The 21,203-nt window shown below is 63.5% G+C and carries 15 protein-coding genes and 1 riboswitch; of the genes, 13 read left to right on the top strand and 2 right to left on the bottom strand.

All coding sequences use genetic code 11. The features are described from left to right. Positions 1 to 83: 83 nt before the first annotated feature. On the bottom strand, positions 84 to 2,891 hold the full coding sequence (locus CSQ93_RS22350) for a valine--tRNA ligase (RefSeq protein ID WP_099379934.1): 2,808 nt from the start codon (positions 2,889 to 2,891) through the stop codon (positions 84 to 86). Between the two features lie 170 nt (positions 2,892 to 3,061). On the opposite strand from CSQ93_RS22350, the gene CSQ93_RS22345 reads away from it, so the two are divergent. Then, a complete protein-coding gene (locus tag CSQ93_RS22345; RefSeq protein ID WP_099379933.1) occupies positions 3,062 to 6,883 on the top strand; it encodes a tetratricopeptide repeat protein in 3,822 nt (1,273 codons plus the stop codon). 441 nt (positions 6,884 to 7,324) lie between these two features. Continuing rightward, a complete protein-coding gene (locus tag CSQ93_RS22340; RefSeq protein WP_099379932.1) occupies positions 7,325 to 8,404 on the top strand; it encodes a porin in 1,080 nt (359 codons plus the stop codon). Here CSQ93_RS22340 and CSQ93_RS22335 read toward each other — a convergent pair. Next, complete coding sequence (locus CSQ93_RS22335; protein WP_099379931.1) at positions 8,401 to 10,485, bottom strand: putative bifunctional diguanylate cyclase/phosphodiesterase; 2,085 nt, start codon at positions 10,483 to 10,485, stop codon at positions 8,401 to 8,403. The genes CSQ93_RS22340 and CSQ93_RS22335 overlap by 4 nt on opposite strands. A gap of 235 nt (positions 10,486 to 10,720) precedes the next feature. Between CSQ93_RS22335 and CSQ93_RS22330 the strand changes: the two genes are divergently transcribed. The 11 genes from CSQ93_RS22330 (at position 10,721) to CSQ93_RS22280 (ending at position 21,026) form a co-directional block, all read left to right on the top strand. Beyond that, a complete protein-coding gene (locus CSQ93_RS22330; RefSeq protein WP_099379930.1) occupies positions 10,721 to 11,461 on the top strand; it encodes a Crp/Fnr family transcriptional regulator in 741 nt (246 codons plus the stop codon). A 49-nt stretch (positions 11,462 to 11,510) separates the two neighbouring features. Then, the gene (locus CSQ93_RS22325; RefSeq protein ID WP_233516299.1) at positions 11,511 to 13,415 is read left to right on the top strand and encodes a hybrid sensor histidine kinase/response regulator; all 1,905 of its coding nucleotides are present in this window, start codon (positions 11,511 to 11,513) and stop codon (positions 13,413 to 13,415) included. 28 nt (positions 13,416 to 13,443) lie between these two features. Next, positions 13,444 to 14,250, top strand: a complete 807-nt coding sequence (locus CSQ93_RS22320; protein ID WP_099379928.1) for a response regulator — start codon at positions 13,444 to 13,446, stop codon at positions 14,248 to 14,250. Positions 14,251 to 14,289: 39 nt separating this feature from the next. Then, positions 14,290 to 14,559 (top strand): hypothetical protein, encoded by a 270-nt coding sequence (locus tag CSQ93_RS22315; protein ID WP_099379927.1) that lies wholly within the window; start codon positions 14,290 to 14,292, stop codon positions 14,557 to 14,559. Between the two features lie 83 nt (positions 14,560 to 14,642). After that, a riboswitch (TPP riboswitch) is annotated at positions 14,643 to 14,758 on the top strand. 79 nt (positions 14,759 to 14,837) lie between these two features. Beyond that, a complete protein-coding gene (thiC, locus tag CSQ93_RS22310) occupies positions 14,838 to 16,751 on the top strand; it encodes a phosphomethylpyrimidine synthase ThiC (RefSeq protein WP_099379926.1) in 1,914 nt (637 codons plus the stop codon). Between the two features lie 20 nt (positions 16,752 to 16,771). After that, positions 16,772 to 16,975, top strand: coding sequence for a sulfur carrier protein ThiS (thiS, locus tag CSQ93_RS22305; protein ID WP_071079564.1), 204 nt, complete (start codon positions 16,772 to 16,774; stop codon positions 16,973 to 16,975). Positions 16,976 to 17,000: 25 nt separating this feature from the next. Next, positions 17,001 to 17,795 carry a thiazole synthase gene (locus CSQ93_RS22300; protein ID WP_099379925.1) on the top strand — a complete coding sequence of 265 codons (795 nt, stop codon included), beginning with the start codon at positions 17,001 to 17,003 and terminating at the stop codon, positions 17,793 to 17,795. A gap of 8 nt (positions 17,796 to 17,803) precedes the next feature. Beyond that, complete coding sequence (thiD, locus tag CSQ93_RS22295) at positions 17,804 to 18,559, top strand: bifunctional hydroxymethylpyrimidine kinase/phosphomethylpyrimidine kinase (RefSeq protein ID WP_099380011.1); 756 nt, start codon at positions 17,804 to 17,806, stop codon at positions 18,557 to 18,559. Between the two features lie 10 nt (positions 18,560 to 18,569). Next, entirely contained in the window at positions 18,570 to 19,193 is a 624-nt protein-coding gene (thiE, locus tag CSQ93_RS22290; protein ID WP_099379924.1) for a thiamine phosphate synthase, read from the top strand. 67 nt (positions 19,194 to 19,260) lie between these two features. After that, positions 19,261 to 19,893 carry an ANTAR domain-containing response regulator gene (locus CSQ93_RS22285; protein WP_099379923.1) on the top strand — a complete coding sequence of 211 codons (633 nt, stop codon included), beginning with the start codon at positions 19,261 to 19,263 and terminating at the stop codon, positions 19,891 to 19,893. A 26-nt stretch (positions 19,894 to 19,919) separates the two neighbouring features. Further along, entirely contained in the window at positions 19,920 to 21,026 is a 1,107-nt protein-coding gene (locus tag CSQ93_RS22280; RefSeq protein ID WP_035824628.1) for an S-(hydroxymethyl)glutathione dehydrogenase/class III alcohol dehydrogenase, read from the top strand. The last annotated feature ends 177 nt before the right edge of the window (positions 21,027 to 21,203 follow it).

Below are 21,203 nucleotides of genomic sequence, written 5' to 3'. Positions count from 1 at the left end.
ACGAACAGTGTATATACCAAGGCAAGACCAGCGGTATTGCGCGGCGTCACGGGGGACGGCCGCGCAATCCTTCCAAACTTGCCTTATGCGCTGGCTAGTTTAGCAAACTGTTCGCGCAATTTTTCAATTGTGGCCGAAAAACTGAGCAAACGCTCGTTTTCTTGCGCAACGATGGCGGCAGGGGCGCGTGCGACGAAGCTTTCATTGCCTAATTTGCTATTTACTTTGGCAATTTCTGCTTCGATGCGGGCGATTTCCTTGCCCAGGCGCTCGCGTTCGGCCGCCACGTCGATTTCCACTTTCAGCATCAGCTTGGTGGTGCCGACGATGGCGACGGCCGCTGGCGAGTCCGGCAGCGCATCGACGATCTGCACGTCGGCCAGCTTGCCCAGCGACTGGATGTACGGCGCGTACGACGCCAGCGCTTCTTTCTCGCTGGCATTGCCCGCTTCGACGATCAGCGGCACGCGCACGGAAGGCGAGATTTGCATTTCGCCGCGCAGGTTGCGCGTCGCATCCGTCAAGGCTTTCAGCTGCTGCATCCACGCTTCGGCCGACTCATCGATCTTGTCGGTGTTGGCGATCGGATACGGTTGCATCATGATCGAATCGCCTTCCGCCTTCAATGTCTTGCCGGCCAAAGGCGCCACGGTTTGCCACAGGGCTTCCGTGACGAACGGGATGATCGGATGGGCCAGGCGCAGCACGACTTCCAGTACGCGCAGCAGGGTGTGGCGGGTGGCGCGCTGCTGGCCTTCCGTGCCCTGTTGTACTTGCACCTTGGCCACTTCCAGGTACCAGTCGCAATACTCGTCCCAGACGAATTTGTAGATCGATGCGGCGATATTGTCGAAACGGAAGTCTTCAAAGCCCTTGGCCACGTCCAGTTCCGCCTTTTGCAGCAGGGAAATGATCCACTTGTCCGCTTGCGACAGGTCGGCGTCGTTCGGCGTGCAATCCTTGCCTTCCGTATTCATCATGACGAAACGGGTGGCGTTCCACATCTTGTTGCAGAAGTTGCGGTAGCCTTCGCAGCGGCCCAGGTCGAAATTGATGTTGCGACCCAGCGAGGCATAGCTGGCCATGGTGAAGCGCACGGCATCCGTGCCGTAGGCCGAAATGCCTTCCGGGAATTCCTTGCGCGTCGCCTTGGTGATCTTTTCCGCGTCGCGCGGGTTCATCAGGCCCGTGGTGCGCTTGACGATCAAGCCTTCCAGGTCGATGCCGTCGATCAGGTCGATCGGGTCCAGGGTGTTGCCCTTCGACTTGGACATTTTCTGTCCCGTCGAATCGCGCACCAGGCCGTGCACGTAGACGGTTTCAAACGGTACCTTGCCCGTGAAATGCGCCGTCATCATGACCATGCGCGCAACCCAGAAGAAGATGATGTCGAAACCCGTCACCAGCACGGACGATGGCAGGAACGCCTTCATGTCCGGGGTTTCTTCCGGCCAACCCATGGTCGAGAACGGCACCAAGGCCGACGAGAACCACGTGTCGAGCACGTCGTCGTCGCGCTTCAACGGGCCCGTGCTGCCGGCCGCCTGCGCCTTGGCTTGTGCCTCGGCTTCCGTCTTGGCAACGAAGATATTGCCGGCGTCGTCGTACCACGCCGGGATTTGATGGCCCCACCACAGCTGGCGCGAGATGCACCAGTCCTGGATGTTGTTGAGCCACTGGTTGTAAGTGGTGCTCCAGTTTTCCGGCACGAACTTGATTTCGCCGTTGGCGACCTTGTCCAGCGCCGTTTCGGCGATCGATTTGCCTGGGAAGAAGGTGCCTTCCGGGGCCGGTTTGCTCATGGCGACGAACCACTGGTCCGTCAGCATCGGCTCGATGACGACGCCCGTGCGGTCGCCGCGCGGCACCATCAGTTTATGCGGCTTGACTTGCTCGAGCAAACCTTGCGCGTCGAGGTCGGCGACGATCTGCTTGCGCGCGGCAAAGCGGTCCATGCCGCGGTAGGCTTCGGGCGCGTCGTCGGTGATCTTCGCGTCCAGGGTCAGGATGACGATCTGTGCCAGTTTATGGCGCTGGCCGACGGCGTAATCGTTCATGTCGTGCGCAGGAGTAATCTTGACGCAGCCGGTGCCGAATTCCTTGTCGACGTATTCGTCGGCGATGATGGGGATTTCGCGGTCGCTCAAAGGCAGTTTGAGCATCTTGCCCACCAGCGGCAGATAGCGCTCGTCCGTCGGATCGACGGCCACGGCCACGTCGCCCAGCATGGTTTCAGGACGCGTGGTGGCCACCGTCAGGAAACCGCTGCCGTCGGCCAGCGGGTACTTGATGTACCACATGGAACCGTCCTCTTCCTCGGACACCACTTCCAGGTCGGATACAGCCGTGCCCAGCACGGGGTCCCAGTTGACCAGGCGCTTGCCGCGGTAGATCAGGCCTTGCTCGAACAGGCGCACGAAGACGTCGGTGACGACTTTCGAGCGCGGCTCGTCCATCGTGAAGTATTCGCGCTTCCAGTCGGCCGAGGCGCCCAGGCGGCGCATCTGGCCGGTGATGATGGAACCGGATTTTTCTTTCCATTCCCACACTTTTTCCACGAATTTCTCGCGGCCCAGGTCATGACGCGAAATCTTTTGCGCGTCCAGCTGGCGTTGCACGACGATTTGCGTGGCGATGCCCGCGTGGTCGGTGCCGGGAATCCAGGCCGTGTTGTGGCCCAGCATGCGGTGGTAACGGGTCAGGCCATCCATGATGGTCTGGTTGAACGCATGGCCCATGTGCAGGGTGCCGGTGACGTTCGGCGGCGGCAACTGGATGCTGAAGGAAGGTTTTCCGGCATCGAGGGTGGCGGTGAAGTAACCGCGCTGTTCCCACTCGGTGCGCCAGAATTGTTCAATGTCGGCGGGCTCGAAAGACTTGGCTAATTCCATGATTTGGCGTGTGATTGGCAAAAGGAACCATTATAAGGGGTGCATAAAGCATGCGCAGCAAATAGCGGGCCTGGATGACCCGAAAAGCCGCGCACAATTGCGCAATATTGCTGCATTGTATTTTTTCTAAGCTATCATCTTTGCAACATTATTTGAAAGCTTAGGCAATCATGAAAAAATTGTGGCAATTGGCCGTGCTCGGCGCAGGATGGGCTGCCGGTGGCGCGTGCGCCGGTGTTCCGGAAGGAATGGCGTCTTTCCAGCGCGGGCGCTGCGTTGACGCCGTGGCCCAATTGCGCGGACCTGCGCTGGGCGGCAATATCAAGGCGCAAAAGGTTCTCGGCGATATCTACGCGGGCGCGGAGCGGTGTTCGGATGTGGCGCGCAGCGATGCCGATGCCGTGCGCTGGTATCTGCTGGCGGCCAAGCGCGGCGACCGCGTTGCTCAGGAGGAACTTGTTTCTCTGTATACGATCATGTTGGGCAGCATGCGCAATCCCGCGCGCGCGCTGCCCTGGCTGCGCAGCCTGGCGTCGCAGGGCGCCGGCGAGCCGATGGCCCAAATGGCGAAAATGTATGAACAGGGCGAAGGCGTGCCGGCCGACAAGGTGTTGTCGTATGCGCTCAGACTGCTGGCGCTGCAGGACAAGGAATGGCGCGGCGCGGCCGAGCTGGAAAGGTATCTGCCGGCACGCCGCAACGCGATGTCGCCGGACCAGGTCGACGAAGCCGTGCGCCTGGCCGGCCTTTGGCGGCGCGGCATGCCCTTGCCGGCGACGTCGCTGACGGGGCGGCGCTCGCCGCAGGACTGGTACCTCCGTGCCGCCGAGGGCGGCGACATGGACGCCGCCTACCAGCTGGGCATGCTGTGTTGCAACGGAGCAGACGGCCTGGATGAAATGCAGGCCGCCCGCTGGCTGCGCAAGGCGGCCGAAAGCGGCAACGCCAAGGCCCAGTTGCAACTGGTCAAGGTGTACGGCATGGGTTGGGGCGTGCCGCAGGACTATGTGCTCGCCTCCATGCTGAGCCAGCTGGCGGCGGCGGGCGGGGAGCCGGGGGCCGCCGCCAGCGTGGCAGGCTGGGCAAAGGCGATGAACGCGGCGCAAAACGCCGAGGCGGATCAGCTGGCGCGGGCGTGGAAGGTGGGCATGCCGCTGCCGCAGGTCTCGGTGCACGGCATGGAACGCATGATCCATTATGTGCGCGTGGCGCGCGACAAGCTGCCGCCGACGCCCGAAGTGCGGGCGCTGTTCGATGCCGCCAGCGAGGGCGATGAAGCCGCCTTCGGCCAGCTGCTCGCCGGCGTCGCCCTGCCGGGCGCCTACCGAAGCGGCTCGAGCACCCTGCTGCACACCTTGATCTTGCCCGCGTACAGCCTGGTCGAAGCCGAATCGGCATGGCAGAAGGCGCAGCCGCGTCTGGACGATCATCTGCTGCAACAAGTGCAGCGGCGGGCGCACCGCGAGGCGCAACGCGAGCGGCACGCGGCGCTGCTGCCGGCCAGGCTGCGCATGATGACGCTGCTGTTGCAGCGCGGCGTGCCGGTCGGCGAAGGCACCGGGGGCAATAGCGTCGCGCCCCTGCATCTGGCGGCCATGTACGGCAACGCCGCGATGGTGCGCCTGTTGCTGGCCCATGGCGCCGATGTGCGGCACTACGGCGCCGGAAATGAAACGCTGGCGCCGCTGGAATACGCGCTGCAGCAGGAAGACGCGGACATGCTGCCGGAATTGCTCGACGCGGATGAACGCACGGCAAACATGATCGCCTTGCTGGACGCTGGTTCGGGCCTGCCCTATCTGGTGGGTGACCAGCGCATGGCAGAGCTGCGCCAGGCAGAGAAAAAGACGGCGAAAGACGGCGCGGCGCCGCCAGCCGAACGGCCGCTGGCTGATCACATGCTCTGGGGGCGCTTGCTGGGCCTGACGCGCGGCACCGAAGTGCTCGATAAAATGCTGGCCACCGGCACCACGCCCGAGATCTACGAACAGGGCAAGTCGCTGTACGCCTACGCCGCCGAAGCGGGCAACGCCGGCGCGCTGGACTGGCTCAAGCAGCGCGTGCCCCGGCATGACGCAAAGGGAAAGGACCGCTGGCTCGACGCCGCGATGCGCGCCATGTACAACCATCAGCCGGCGTCCGAGGAGGTGCTGCGCCAGCTGGTGATGCCCGGCATGCCGTGGAAGCAAGTTGGTCCCGCAGTCGACGACTTTCATATGAGCAAACTGACGACGCTCGACACGCTGCATCTGGAAACGGAAACCCTGCTGTGGCATGCCGTGCGCAGCCAGCGGCCTGACTGGGTCACCCGCCTGGCCGCGATGGGTGCGCCCGTCGTCAGCGATGGCTATCGTCCGCCCTTGCTGGCGGCCGTCGAAAATAGTGACGCGGCGATGGTCAAGCTGCTGCTGGGCCTGGGCGCCGACCCGCTGGGCGGCGAGTTCCCCGTCTTGAGGATGGCGCTGAAACTGAAGCCGACGCCGGAAAACAATACCGTGCTGACCTTGCTGCTGGCGGCCGTTGCGGCGCGCCAGCCGCTGGCAGACATCAAGTGGTCGCCGCTGGACGAGGCGCTGCGTTCCGTGCGCGATGCGGCCGGCGTCGAGCGGGTACGCCTGATGCTGGCGGCCGGCCTGCCGGCCAGCCAGTTGGGCAACAACGCCGCCGTGCTCGCCGTACAGTCGCCGCAGCGCGCACTGGCGCCGCTGTTGCTGGAGCACGGCATGTTGCGGCGCGCCGACGGTGTGCGGCGCGCGCCGGGCGATGCGGTGGTGCTGCGGCAGGCGCTGCGGGCGCAGCGCGGCGATCTGCTGCCGCGTCTGCTGGACCTGGGGCTGGACCCGAACTGGCGCGGCGCCAATCAGAAGAGCGCGCTGGAGCAGGCCATCGTCAATGGCAATACCGAGGCCGTGCGCCTGTTCCTCGCGCGCGGCGCGCGGATCGATGACGGCACGGAGCACGCATGGGGTGGCGCGCTGGACCTGGCCGCCGCCAGTCTCAATACCGATATGCTGGCGCTCGTCACGCGCGACTGGACGCTGTCGCTGGACAAGGTCTGCCTGCCGGACACGCCGAACCTGATCGACATCGTCATGAACGCGTCCGATGCGTACTGGGACTTGCTGCTCAAGCATGGATTTTCCAGCGCGCCGCCGCAGTGCGAGCACGCCATGGCGCCGCGCCTGATCACCGCCTTTGCCGAGGAACCGGGGTTGATCCTGGCCGGCTGGCTGGGCCAGCGCTTTGCCGCGCGCCTGCCGCGCCTGGCTGGCAGCCTGCGGCAACTCGCGCCGCAGGACTGGAGCGCGCTGCGAGCCGCGGGACGCGCCGACATGCTGGCCATCCTGGCGGCCGGCGGCTGGCGGGTGCCGCCTGCGCAGCTTGCGGCTGCGCCCGCACACAAGGACAAGGCAGCCGACCTGGCGCTGCAACAGCGCTTGCCGGGACGCTACACCATGGGGCGCCGGACCGAGGTCGCGTCGCAGATCGTGCTGCGCGCCGACGGGCGTTTCAGTTATCAGATGGTGTACGGCGCCGATGAGCAAGCGGCGCAGGGACGCTGGTCGGTGCGGGACGGCGCACTGCTGCTGCAGGGCGACGGGAAGTCGCCCGACGCTCCCTTTGCGCTGTTGCCGCCGCGCTCCGGCGACACCACCACCGGCCCGGCCCGCATCATCGTCGAATATCGCAACGAGGCCGTGCCCGATATCGGCCTGGCGGCGCTCGGCGATGCACCCGCGTTTGCCAAAGGCGTCAGCGGGACACAGCCGTGGCAGGTGCCGTTTGCCGGGCCGCTGCGCCATCTGGCGCTGTCCCATCCGGAAGCGGGCTTTGCCACGGTAACGCTGCCGGCCCGTCAAGGCCTGTTGCGTTTTGCGCTGTATCCGCCGCGCTCGGGCATGCGTGATTTCCACGCCGTCATTGGCATCGAGGATGGCGCACTGGCCTGGGATCGCGACGGGCAAATGCTGTCATACGACAAGGTGAAGTGAACGCGGCCGTATGGCCGTGTTTTGGCGGCCTGGCGAGTCGTTTTCCCGCAACAGAACGGGGATAGGGGCGGCGCCGATGCTATAATGCCGGCCTCGGCGCTTCCTGCCTCATCCTTGCGGACGGCGCCAGCAGACGCGGTTGTATTCACGTTGCATATCCAGCACTCGTCCGCGTCTCAAGGCCAGCGCATCCGCGATGCCAGCCACCTTCAGAGCGTCCCCTTCGGGCCGGGTGCCTGAGCCACGCGCACCGCCAGCGGTGCACCATTCACGGCGGAATCAAAGCGGCGTCATTGCACGCCGCTGCCGCCACAGCTTCGCCAGGAATCACGTTGCCTGGCCAGTCGTCTTTCGATACGGCACTCCCCAGCGCGCCTTTGGCGCCTGTGGCCGCGCCATGGCCGCGCGCTTTCCCGGTTTTGCCTTGACAAGGAAACCAGCATGAAAAAAATCTCGATCACCGTCGGCCTCGTTTCGACCATCGCCACCATGGGCGCCATGCCTGCCGCCCACGCCCAGTCGTCCGTCGACCCGTCTTCAGTCACCCCGTCGTCAGTCACCTTGTATGGCTTGATGGATGCGGGCCTGGTGCAGGAAGGCGGCGTCAGCAAGCTCACCAGCGGCGTCTCGGCCGGTTCGCGCCTGGGCTTGCGCGGCACGGAATCGCTGGGCAATGGCTTGCAAGCCGTGTTCACCCTGGAAGCGGGTGTCCTGAGCGACACGGGCCGCTCGGACCAGGCGGGCCAATTGTTCGGCCGCCAGGCGTTTGTCGGCCTCAACAGTCCGCTGGGCATGCTGACCGTGGGCCGCCAGTACAACCTGCAAAGCCAGGCGCTGACCGACGTGGCCGATCCATTCGAGGGCGGTCTGGCCGGCGCGGCGACCAACCTGGCCGGCTATTCGGCCACGCGCATCGACAATACCGTGCGCTATACCTCGCCGGAATGGCGCGGCGTGACGGCCACCGTCATGTATGGTGCCGGCGAACACACGGCGATTGCGGCGGACCAGCGTTCGCTGGGCCTGGCCCTCGGCTACGTCAACGGTCCATTGACCTTGCGCCTGGCGCGCCAGAGCCGTGCCGGCGAACCCGGCAAGGCCGACGTGAACAACACCATTCTGGCCGGCAATTACAACTTCGGCGTGGCCACGGCGTTTGCCGGTTATGGCCGCAACACGGGCGATGGCAGCAGCATGTTCTTTGCCGAGAATCCGTACGGCGCGGCGCAGGCGCCGGCCCAGTCCAGCGACAGCCGCGACGCTATCGTCGGCGTGTCCGTGCCGCTCGGCGCGACGACCTTGCTCGCCTCGTACGTCCACAAGGATGACCGCGATGCGGCCAACCGCGACGCGCAGCAGCTGGCCATCGGCGCCACGTATGCTCTGTCCAAGCGCAGCAAGGTGTATGTTGCCTACGCGCATATCCGCAACCGCAACGACGCCGCCTACATGGTGGGCAATGCAACCGAAGTGGGCAGCGGCAACCGCGCCTTCAACGTCGGCCTGCGCCACGCGTTTTAAGCGGGCAGCATGCTGCCTTCGAGCAGCAATGTTTCGAATGCGTCGGCGGCCAGCGGTCGGCTGAACAGGTAACCCTGCATCTGATCGCAGCCGTGCTGGCGCAGGAAGGCCAGTTGCTGCGCCGTTTCCACGCCTTCGGCGATGACTTTCAGGCGCAAGCTGTGCGCCAGCGAAATGATGGCGCGCACGATGGCCGCGTCATCGTCGCTGTGCGTGATGTCGCTGACGAAAGTTTTGTCGATTTTCAATACGTCGATGGGGAAGTGGCGCAGATAGGCCAGGCTGGAATAGCCGGTGCCGAAGTCATCGATGGACAGTTGCACGCCCAGCGCCTTCAGGTTGGCCATGATGGCCGTGGCTTGCTCCACGTCATGCATGACCATGCTTTCCGTCAATTCCAGTTCCAGGTGGGCCGCGGCGAGTCCCGTTTCCGCCAGTGCCTGCGCCACCGCGTGCAGCAGATTCTTTTGCTTGAATTGCCGCGCCGACAGGTTGACGGCCAGGCGCAGCGGGCCATGGCCGGCCAGTTGCCAAGCCCGTGCCTGCGCGCATGCCGTGCGCAGCACCCAGTCGCCGATGGGCGTGATCAAGCCCATTTCCTCGGCCAGGCCGATGAAACTGGCAGGCGGAATGCGTCCCAGCTGCGGATGTTGCCAGCGCAGCAGCGCTTCCATGCCCACCACTTCGCCGCTGGCCAGGTCCAGCTGGGGCTGGTATTCGAGGTGGAATTGCCCCCGCTCCAGGGCGTGGCGCAACTCGCTCTCCAGTCCCAGCCGTTCCAGGGTGCCCGCATTCATGCTCGAGGCATAGAATTGCCAGTGGCCCCGTCCCTGTTCCTTGGCGCGGTACATGGCGATGTCGGCGTGCTTGATCAGGGTGTCGGCATCGTCGCCATCGTCGGGATACACGGCCACGCCCATGCAGCAGCTGAGAAAAAATTCATATTCACCCAGTTGCAGCGGCTGCGCCACGGCGTCCAAGATGCGCTGCAGGATGGCCGCGCCCGGTTCGCCATTGCCATGCTGGGGCAGCAGCAGCACGAATTCATCGCCGCCCAGGCGCGCTACCGTGTCGACTTCGCGCGTCGCGTCGCGCAGGCGCTCGGCCACGCTTTTCAGCACCAGGTCGCCCGCATCGTGGCCCAGGGTATCGTTGACGAATTTAAAGCGGTCGAGGTCGATGAACACCACCCACAGGGGCAGCCCGCTGCGCCGCGTCACGGCCATCGCCTGCTCCAGCCGTTCGCGCAGCAGGGCCCGGTTGGCGAGGCCCGTCAGGATATCGTGCCGGGCCTGGAATTCCAGTTCCTGTTCGAAACGCATGACGGTGCTGATGTCGTATTGCGCCACGACAAAGTGGCTGAGTGCGCCATCGCCATCGTCGCGCACGGGGGCGACGAACAGCTCGCTCCAGTAGCAGCTGCCATCCTTGCGGAAATTGCGCACGATGGCCTTGCCTTCGCGCTGTTCGCGCAGGGCCGCCGTAATGGCGTGCATGTCTTGCCGGCCCTGCTCGGGACCCTGCAAGTCTTCCAGGCGCTGGCCGATGACTTCGCTTGCCGCATAGCCGGTGATGCGTTCGAAGGCGGGATTGACGTATTCGATCAGGTAGCCGGGCGCGTCGGCACTGCACAGGATGATGGCATTGGCCGACACTTCGATGATGCGTTCGCGCAAACGCAGCGACTTTTCATTGTGCATGCGCGCGGCGATGTCTTCGGACAGGCGCAAATTGGCAAACTGCAGCGCCGCCGTGCGCTCGCCCGTGATGCGGGCAATCACGGAATTGCGCGACACCAGCTGATACACATACGCGGCCGCCAGCAGGCTCGACAGCATTCCACCCAGCAGCACATACAGCGAGCCGCGATGGCTGGCGTCCAGGCCCATGCCTTTGGCCGGCAGCAGGGCGGCGCCCAAGGTGTGCCCGCTGGCGTGGTACTGCAGCAGTAGCCGGGCGCTTTCCGCTTCGATCTGGCGCGCAGAGGCGTAGCACAGGGCCGTCAGGCACAGTCCGCACGCCAGGGTGAGCAGGGCCGAAGTGGAAACGGAAATGGAGATGCGCTTGAAGAATGATTGCATGGTGAGTCCCGTGGCAGCGCCGGTGCCGATCCATGATCAGGCAGGCCGGGCAGTGACTGACTGTAGGGCGCATGGCGAAATGTCTCCGTTCGCTACCGAACGGACGGCCATGCCAGCAAGAAATATAGTCGGGGCACCGTGCCAGCGCTGTGTTACGCTGCACCACATGGCGGCCCTCGTTCGGACGCCTTTCATCGACCCCCTAGCTGACGACTGGAAACCAGGAAACCTGCCCATGTCGAGTCCGCATGCCCAGTTGCACAACCCGAATCAAAACCATTTGCTCGCCGCCATGCTCGACGCCGATTTCGCGCGCCTGGCCCCCCACCTGGAGCAAGTGTCGATGCTGCTCGGTGACGTGATCTACGATTCGGGCGACAAGCTGCAGCATGTGTATTTCCCCACCACGGCCATCGTTTCCATTCACTACCTGCTGGAAAACGGCGGCTCGTCGGAAATTGCCGGCGTCGGCAATGAAGGCGTCGTGGGCGTGTCGCTGTTCATGGGGGGCAATTCGACGCCGAGCCGCGCCGTCGTGCAGACGGGTGGCGTCGGCTACCGCCTGAAGGCGCATTTGCTGATGGAAGAATTCGACCGCGCCGGTCCCGTCATGCGCTTGCTGCTGCGCTATACGCAAGCCCTGATCACGCAAATGTCGCAGACGGCCGTGTGCAACCGCCACCATACGGTGGAGCAACAATTGTGCCGCTGGCTGCTGTTGACCATGGACCGCCTGCCGAACCGCGAGCTGACCATGACGCAGGAACTCATTGCTAACATGCTGGGCGTGCGCCGCGAAGGCGTGACGGAAGCGGCCGGGCGCCTGCAGACGCGCGGCTTCATCAGTTACCGGCGCGGCCATATTTCCGTGCTGGACCGCAGCGGCCTCGAAGGCCATGTGTGCGAATGCTATGGCGTGGTCAAAAAGGAATTCGCGCGCCTGCTGTCGGACGTGCGCCAGCGCCAGGCTTCTTGAGCACGGCATTCCCCCTTATTCTTATCGTTGTCACAGCCCGGGCTACCCCATGCAATCTGTCGAAAAAATTCCCCCGCGCGCACCGTCGCGCTGGCCCATGGCGCTGGCGTTTTCCTTCAGCGCCATCGTGCTGCTGGCCATCGGCCTGCTGGCCTGGCGCGCGCCGTTCGAGACGGCCTGCGCCATCGACGCGCTGGTCTTTTTGCTGCTGATGCTGCTCGTGGCGCTATACCGGCGCACCCTGGCGGCCAGCCTGCCGCGCCAACTGCTCAAGGCGGGCGCCTTGCAGGATGCGATTTTCAACAGCGCCAATTTCTCCTGCATCGCCACCGATGCGCAGGGCGTGATCCAGATTTTCAATGTGGGCGCCGAACGCATGCTCGGCTATGAAGCGAGCGACGTGGTCGACAAGCTGACACCGGCCGGCATTTCCGATGCGCAAGAAATCGTCGCGCGCGCGGCGGCCCTCAGTGCCGAACTCGACAGGGTCATCACGCCCGGCGTGGAAGCGCTCGTCTTCAAGGCCACGCGCGGCATCGAAGACATTTATGAACTGACCTACATCCGCAAGGATGGCAGCCGCTTCCCCGCCATCGTTTCCGTGACGGCCTTGCGCGACGTGCAGAACAAGGTCATCGGTTACTTGCTGATCGGCACTGACAATACGGCACGCAAGCAGGTCGAGGCGGAACAGGCGCTGCTGGACCAGCGCCTGCGCGAACAGCAGGCGTACACGCGCTCGCTGGTCGAGACCAACAATGCCGAACTGAAGAAGGCGCGCCTGGTGGCGGAAAAGGCCAACCGTGCCAAGTCCGAATTCCTGTCGAGCATGAGCCACGAATTGCGCACGCCCCTGAATGCCGTGCTGGGCTTTGCGCAGCTGATGGCGTCCGACGTGCCGCCGCCCACCGTGCCGCAACAACGCTCGATCGAACAGATCCTCAAGGGCGGCTGGTATCTCTTGCGTTTGATCAATGAAATCCTCGACCTGGCCATGATCGAATCGGGCAAGGTTACCTTGTCGCAGGAAGCGATGTCCCTGCTTGACGTGCTGCAGGATTGCCAGGCGATGATCGCGCCGCAGGCGGAAAAGCGCGGCATCAGCCTGCATTTCCCCCGCTGCGGCGAAGCCTATTTCGTGCATGCGGACCGCACGCGCGTGAAACAGGTGATGATCAACCTGTTGTCGAACGCCATCAAATACAACCAGGGTGGCGGTTCCGTCACCGTCGACTGCAGCCAGCGCGGCGCCAAGGTGCGGGTCAGCGTGCGCGACAGCGGCGCCGGCCTCGATGCGGGACAGGTTGCCCAGCTGTTCCAACCCTTCAACCGCCTGGGACAGGAAAACAGCACGGAAGAGGGCACGGGCATCGGCCTGGTCGTCACCAAGCAGCTGATCGAATTGATGGGCGGTACCATCGGCGTCGACAGCACGGTCGGCGTGGGCACCACCTTCTGGTTCGAGCTGGCCGCCACCAGCGCGCCGGCACTGGTACTGGGGCGCGGCGACGCGCTGCCGCAGGTGCCGGAAGCGCAGGAAAGCCAGCGTACCTTGCTGTACGTGGAAGACAATCCCGCCAATCTGGCGCTGGTGGAGCAATTGATCGCCCGCCGCAGCGATTTGAAGTTGCTCACGGCCATCGATGCGCACCTGGGTATCGACCTGGCGCGCACGTATCAGCCGGACGTGATCTTGATGGACATCAACCTGCCCGGTATCAGCGGCTTCGGCGCCCTGCATATCCTGCACAACGACCCGCTCACCAGCCACATTCCCGTGATGGCGCTGTCGGCCAACGCCGTGCCGCGCGACATCGAGAAAGGCCTGGAAGCGGGTTTCTTCCGCTACCTGACCAAGCCGATCAAGGTCGTCGAATTCATGGATGCGCTCGATGTGGCCCTGCACCACGCGGCCGCGCTCGGCCTGGCCGATGACTCTCACGTAATACGCTAATTCAGCACTTATTTTTAGGAATACCGCCATGCTTCAAGCCACCGAGATCCTGAACGCCAGCATCCTCATCGTTGATGACCAGGAGGCGAACGTCATGCTGCTGGAACAGGTGCTGCGCAATGCCGGCTATACGCGCATCACGTCCACCATGGATCCGCAAGCCGTGCGCGCGTTGCACCAGCAGCACCGCTATGACCTGATCCTGCTCGACTTGCAGATGCCGGAAATGGATGGTTTTGAAGTCATGGAAGCCTTGCGCGACATCGAGGCGGGCAGCTATCTGCCCGTGCTGGTGATCACGGCACAGCCGGGCCACAAGCTGCGCGCGCTGCAGGCTGGCGCCAAGGATTTCGTCAGCAAGCCCTTCGACCTGGTGGAAGTCAAGACCCGCATCCACAACATGCTGGAAGTGCGCCTGCTGTACCAGAAGCTGGCCGAATACAACAAGTCGCTGGAGCAGATGGTGGAAGAGCGCACGGCGGAGTTGCGCGAAAGCGAAGCGCGTTTCCAGCGCTTCACGGAACTGTCGTCCGACTGGTACTGGGAGCAAGATGCGCAGGGTAACCTGACGCGCTTTTCCGGCCCCGTGGCTGAAATGCTGGGCATCGGCAGCGAGGAAGAGCCGCAGCGCTGGAACGCCACCGAGCGCGCCTTGCTCGATGCAAAAATCGCCGCGCGCGAACCGTTTCTCGATTTTATCTACAGCCGCGCCAACCTCGACGGCAGCACGCAGTACCTGCAGGTGAGCGGTGAACCGATGTTCGACACGGGCAGCCGCTTCATCGGCTACCGCGGCATCGGCCTCGATGTCACGGAGCGCCATCGCAGCGCCTGATTTATACTTGCTGCTATCCATATCCACAAGGAAAGCATCATGGCTGACAAATCGCCCCCGGCAACGCCGCAGCAATACTGGTTCCCCGCCAAGACCTATGGCTGGGGCTGGGGCTTGCCCATCACCTGGCAAGGCTGGCTGGTGTTCCTGGCCGCGCTGGCGCTGTTCGCCTGCGGCGCCTTCCTGTTCCCGCCGCAAGACTCGCTGGCGCGGTACATCATCTATGAAGCGGCCATCGTTGCCGTGCTCATTTTCATCTGCCAGATGAAGGGCGAACCGACCACCTGGCGCTGGGGCAAGAAGAAGTAGCGCGATGTACAAAGACGACACCTGCAAGAAATCATCTGGCCGCGCGGCGTGAACCGCGTATAATTGGCTCGCTGCCGCAAGGCGGCAAACGCTAGGGGTCCTGCCTTTCGCTGTGGAAACACGGTGCAAGCGCGGGTGAGAAATACCCTCCGAACCTGATCTGGATAATGCCAGCGAAGGGAAGCTTTAGGATGAACGCACCCCGCCTTTCCGCGTGCGTAATTCCGAACCTCCTTAGCTGGCTCCAGGCTTAAAAATAGTCTAGCCAAGGAGCCAAAATGAACGCCAACCCGAAATTCCTCTCCGCCACCGCCACGGTCGACGAAGCCGCCATCGCGCCGCTGCCCAATTCGCGCAAAATATATGTTGAAGGCAGCCGTCCCGACATCCGTGTGCCCATGCGCGAGATCAGCCAGTCCGACACGGAAGCGTCGTTCGGCGGCGAAAAGAATCCGCCGATCTACGTCTACGACACCTCCGGCCCGTACACGGATCCGGACGTGCAGATCGACATCCGCTCCGGCCTCGATACGCCGCGTTTGCCGTGGATCATGGAGCGGGCCGACACGGAAGAATTGCCCGGCCCGACCTCCGACTACGGCATTGCCCGCCTGGCAGACCCGAAGCTGGCCGAGCTGCGCTTCAATTTGCACCGCAAGCCGCGCCGCGCCATGGCCGGCAAGAATGTGACGCAAATGCATTACGCGAGGCGCGGCATTATCACGCCGGAAATGGAGTTCGTCGCCATCCGCGAAAACATGCGTCGCCAGGAGTATCTGCAAGAGCTGAAAGCGTCCGGCCCCATGGGCGAGCGCCTGGCCGAGCTGATGGGCCGCCAGCATCCCGGCCAGTCGTTTGGCGCCAGCATCCCGGCCGAGATCACGCCGGAATTCGTGCGCGAAGAAATCGCCCGCGGCCGCGCCATCATCCCCGCCAACATCAACCACCCGGAAGTCGAGCCGATGATCATCGGCCGCAATTTCCTGGTGAAAATTAACGCGAATATTGGCAATTCGGCCGTCACCTCGTCGATCGGCGAGGAAGTGGAAAAGATGACCTGGGCCATCCGCTGGGGCGGCGACAACGTGATGGATCTGTCCACAGGTAAACATATCCACGAGACGCGCGAATGGATCGTGCGCAACAGTCCCGTGCCGATCGGCACCGTGCCCATCTACCAGGCGCTGGAAAAGGTGAATGGCAAGGCCGAAGATTTAACTTGGGAAATTTTCCGCGACACCCTGATCGAGCAGGCCGAGCAGGGCGTCGACTATTTCACCATCCATGCAGGCGTGCTGCTGCGCTATGTGCCGATGACGGCCAAGCGCCTGACGGGCATCGTTTCGCGCGGCGGCTCCATCATGGCGAAATGGTGCCTGGCGCACCACCAGGAATCGTTCCTGTACACGCATTTCGAAGACATTTGCGAAATCATGAAGGCGTATGACGTGTCGTTTTCGCTGGGCGACGGCTTGCGTCCCGGCTCCATCTACGACGCCAACGACGAGGCGCAGCTGGGCGAGCTGAAAACCCTGGGCGAGCTGACGCAAGTTGCGTGGAAGCACGACGTGCAAGTGATGATCGAGGGGCCTGGCCACGTGCCGATGCAGTTGATCAAGGAAAACATGGACTTGCAGCTGGAACAGTGCGGCGAAGCGCCGTTCTACACCCTGGGACCGCTGACCACCGATATCGCGCCCGGCTACGACCACATCACCTCGGGCATCGGCGCGGCCATGATCGGCTGGTACGGCACGGCCATGCTGTGCTACGTGACGCCGAAGGAACACCTGGGCCTGCCCAACAAGGCGGACGTCAAGGATGGCATCATCACCTACAAGATTGCGGCGCACGCGGCCGACCTGGCCAAGGGTCATCCGGGCGCGCAAATCCGCGACAACGCCCTGTCAAAAGCCCGCTTTGAATTCCGCTGGGATGACCAGTTCAACATCGGCCTGGACCCGGACAAGGCGCGCGAATTCCACGATGAAACCCTGCCCAAGGATTCTGCCAAGGTGGCGCATTTCTGCTCCATGTGTGGCCCGCACTTCTGTTCGATGAAGATCACGCAGGAAGTGCGCGAATACGCGGCCGGCATGGGCATCGCGGAAGACAAGGCGCTCAAGCAGGGCATGGAAATCAAGGCTATCGAATTCATCAAGAACGGTGCCGAGCTGTACCGCAAGGTCTGAAGGAGAGCGTGATGCCTGCATTGATATCCATCACGCTCAACGGCGCGCCGCACCAGGTGCCGCCGGGGCAAACCCTGGACCAGCTGATCGCCGCGCTGTCGCTGGAAAACCAGGCGCTGGCGCTGGCCGTCAACCGCAATGTCGTGCCGCGCAAGGCGTGGCCGGGACAGGTCTTGCAAGTACAAGACCAGGTTGAGATCGTACGCGCGATTGGCGGCGGCTAAGTTCAGAATAGACAAGGAAGAACACATGAATACCGTAACACATAACGACCTGCTGACCATCGCAGGCAAACAGTATCAATCGCGCTTGTTGGTGGGCAGCGGCAAGTACAAGGATTTGCCGCAGACGCGCGAAGCGACGGATGCGGCCGAGGCGCAGATCATCACGGTGGCGATCCGCAGGGTGAATATTGGCCAGGACCCAAACGCGCCCAGCCTGCTCGATTTCGTGCCGCCCGACCAGTACACGATTCTCCCGAACACGGCCGGCTGCTACAACGCCAAAGACGCCGTCTACACCCTGCAGCTGGCGCGTGAACTGCTGGGCGGGCGCAATCTGGTGAAACTGGAAGTGCTGGGCGATGAAAAGACCCTGTTTCCGCACATGCCGGAAACCCTGGTCGCGGCCGAAGCGCTCGTCAAGGATGGCTTTGACGTGATGGTCTATTGCAGCGACGATCCCATCCAGGCGAAGATCCTGGAAGACATTGGCTGCGTGGCGGTCATGCCGCTCGCTTCCCTGATCGGCTCGGGCATGGGCATTTTGAATCCGTGGAACTTGTCGCTGATCATCGACCAGGCGAAGGTGCCCGTGCTGGTCGACGCGGGCGTGGGCACGGCGTCGGATGCGGCCATTGCCATGGAGCTCGGCTGCGATGGCGTGCTGATGAATACGGCCATTGCCGGCGCGCGCGACCCCGTGCGCATGGCGCATGCGATGAAGCTGGCCGTGCGGGCCGGGCGCGAAGCGTTTTTGGCCGGCCGCATGCCGCGTAAATTCGCCGCGTCGCCGTCGTCGCCGATGGCGGGTCGCTTGGCGTGATGGTGCCGATGCGCCGCACTGTGCTGGTGTTTGCCGGCGCCGACCCGTCGGGTGGCGCCGGCATCGCCGCCGATATCGTGGCGATTGCCGCGCAGGGCGCGCATGCGCTGCCCGTCATCACGGCCTTGACGGTGCAGGACAACGACAGGGTTTTTGGCGTGGAAGCGGTGGCGCCGGAATTGCTGCGCCGCCAGGCGCAGGCGCTGATCGACAAGATGGCGATTCATGCCGTCAAGATCGGCATTCCCGGCAGCGCCGCGAATGCGGCCGTCATTGCGCAGCTGATCGCGCAATTGAAGCTACTCCGGCCGGATTTGCCTGTCGTGCTCGATCCTGTGCTGGCCAGTGGCCATGGCGACGTGCTCAGCCGAGACGACGCCGTGCTGGCGCTGGCGCCCTTGCTGCCGGTGACGACCGTCATCGTACCGAACGGGCCGGAAGCGCTGGCCCTCGGTGGCGCAGAAAACTTGCGCGCGCAAGGCTGTCAGAACGTGCTGGTGACGGGCGGCCATGGCGACGGCGAGGTGATCGTCAACCGCTGGTTTGACGGCGCTGGCGGCGAGCGCGAGTGGCGCTGGCCGCGCCTGCCCGGTGAATTCCACGGCAGCGGCTGCACTTTGGCGTCCGCCATCGCCGCGCGCCTGGCGCTGGGACAGACATTGCCTGAAGCGCTTGATCTGGCGCAACGCTATTGCCATGCGGCCCTGGCCGGTGCGTATGCGATTGCGCCAGGTCAACTCATGCCGCAACGATTCATTCAATAAGGAAAACATCATGCGTGGACTGTATCTGGTCACCCCGAACTGGGACGACACCGACCGCCTGCTCGACGTGAGCGAGCAAGCTTTGCAGGAAGGCGTGGCCCTGCTGCAATACCGCCACAAGAGCGCCGAGGCGGAGCAGCGGCGCGAACAGGCGGGCGCCTTGCTGGCGCTGGCCCGCAAATATGGCGTGCCTTTCATCATCAATGATTTTATCGAGCTGTGCGAAGAGCTCGACGCGGACGGCGTGCATGTGGGCGGCACGGATGCGTCCGTGGCGCAGGTGCGCGCGCGCCTGGGCAAGGACAAGATCGTCGGCGCTTCCTGCTATGGCGACCTGGCCCTGGCACTGACGGCCGAGGCGGGCGGCGCCAGCTACGTGGCCTTCGGCGGCTTTTATCCGTCACTGGTAAAAAAGTATCCGGTCACGACGCCCCTGGATATCGTGCTGCAAGCCAAGCGCGAGATTGCCTTGCCCTGCGTGGTGATCGGCGGCATGACGCCGGAGAACGCGGCGCCGCTGGTCGCGCGTGGCGCCGACATGGTGGCGGCCATCACTAGCGTCTATCAAGCGGACGATGTGGATATTGCGATGCAGCAATTCAATCTGCTATTTGCGCATGCAGGGGAGGCGTGAGGGGACGGATTTGGCGAATAATCGGCATATAATATGAGCATCATTCATTACCGAGGTCCCTTTGCCCATGAGTCAGCCAGCCGCCGCGAAACGCCTTATCCTGATCGTTGACGATGACCAGCTCCTGTTGGAATTCCTCGGCGAAGTCCTGCGCCATGCCGGCTACGAGACAGCCCTGGCCCATTCGGCCGAAGTGGCGCTGCAGCTGATCACCCAGCGCGAGCCGGACCTGGCCTTGCTCGATATCCACATGCCGGGCATGTCCGGGCTGGAACTGGCCAAGCGCCTGCATGGCGAAACGGCCGTGCCATTCATGTTCCTGTCCGGCAGCGGCGACAGCGAATCGGGCAAGCAGGCGGCCGCCTACGGCGCTGTCGGCTATGTCGTCAAACCCGTCGATGAAGGCCGCTTGATGCCCGCGTTCGAAGCGGGCCTGGCCCGTGCCGACGAAATCCGCCAGCTGCGCCGCACCGAGCTGAACCTGAACGCGGCCCTGGCCGCGGGCCGCGAAACGAGCCTGGCCGTCGGTTTGCTGATGGGCAAGTTCCAAACGGATCGCAACACGGCTTTCGAAGTGTTGCGCGACCACGCCCGGTCCAGCCGCCGCAAGATCAATGAAATCGCCAGCCAGCTGCTGCTGGCCGAGGAAACCTTGAACGGCCTGCACGGCGCCTTCCTCAACCGCGCGAAAGCCAAGTAAGCGTTTCAACCATACACAGGACACACATGAAAACCAAAGCAGCGATTGCATGGAAGGCGGGCGCGCCTTTGACCATCGAAGAAGTCGACCTGGCCGGCCCGCGTGAGGGCGAGGTATTGGTCGAAATCAAGGCCACCGGCATTTGCCACACCGATTACTACACCCTGTCGGGCGCCGATCCGGAAGGCATCTTCCCGTCCATCCTCGGCCATGAAGGGGCCGGCATCGTCGTCGACGTGGGGCCGGGCGTGAAAAGCTTGAAAAAGGATGATCACGTCATCCCCCTGTACACGCCGGAATGCCGCCAGTGCAAATTCTGCCTGTCGCAAAAGACCAACCTGTGCCAGTCGATCCGCTCGACCCAGGGCCGCGGCCTGATGCCGGACGCCACCTCGCGCTTTTCCATCGACGGCAAGCCCATCTTCCATTACATGGGCACCTCCACCTTTTCCAATTACATCGTCGTGCCGGAAATCGCCCTGGCGAAGATCCGCGAAGATGCGCCCTTCGACAAGGTCTGCTACATCGGCTGCGGCGTCACCACGGGCGTGGGCGCCGTGCTGTTCACGGCCAAGGTCGAGGCGGGCGCCAACGTGGTCGTATTCGGTCTGGGCGGCATCGGCCTGAACGTGATCCAGGCAGCGAAAATGGTTGGCGCCGACAAGATCATCGGCGTCGACATCAACCCGGCGCGCCAGGACATCGCGCGCAAGTTTGGCATGACGCATTTCGTCAACGCCAACGAGGTGGAAAACGTGGTCGACACCATCGTGCAACTGACGGATGGCGGCGCCGACTATTCGTTTGAATGCATCGGCAACACCACCACCATGCGCCAGTCGCTCGAGTGCTGCCACAAGGGCTGGGGCCAGTCCATCATCATCGGCGTGGCGGCGGCCGGCCAGGAAATTTCCACGCGTCCATTCCAGCTGGTGACGGGGCGCGTGTGGAAAGGTTCCGCTTTCGGCGGCGCGCGCGGCCGCACGGACGTGCCGAAGATCGTCGACTGGTACATGGAAGGCAAGCTCAATATCGACGATTTGATCACGCACAGGCTGAAGCTCGACGATATCAACCAGGGTTTCGACCTGATGAAGAGCGGTGAGTCGATCCGCTCCGTCGTACTGTATTAATTACGCCGTACCCCGGCGTTTTTGCGGAGGCTGCGGCCTCCGTTTTTTTGGGCTCTGTCATCGGTAAATAGGGGAACTGCCGGAATCTTCCCTTGGCATTGCTGTCTGACTCTGCATACTTACCACACAGGGAGCAGATCATGCAGCCAGCCGAATGGATCCGTTTTATCGCCCAGT

The sequence above is a fragment of the Janthinobacterium sp. BJB426 genome (assembly GCF_002735705.1).
In the GTDB taxonomy this organism is placed as follows: domain Bacteria; phylum Pseudomonadota; class Gammaproteobacteria; order Burkholderiales; family Burkholderiaceae_D; genus Janthinobacterium.
The sequence above is the reverse complement of the archived record's forward strand: the minus strand, read 5'-3'. Positions and strand labels throughout refer to the sequence as shown.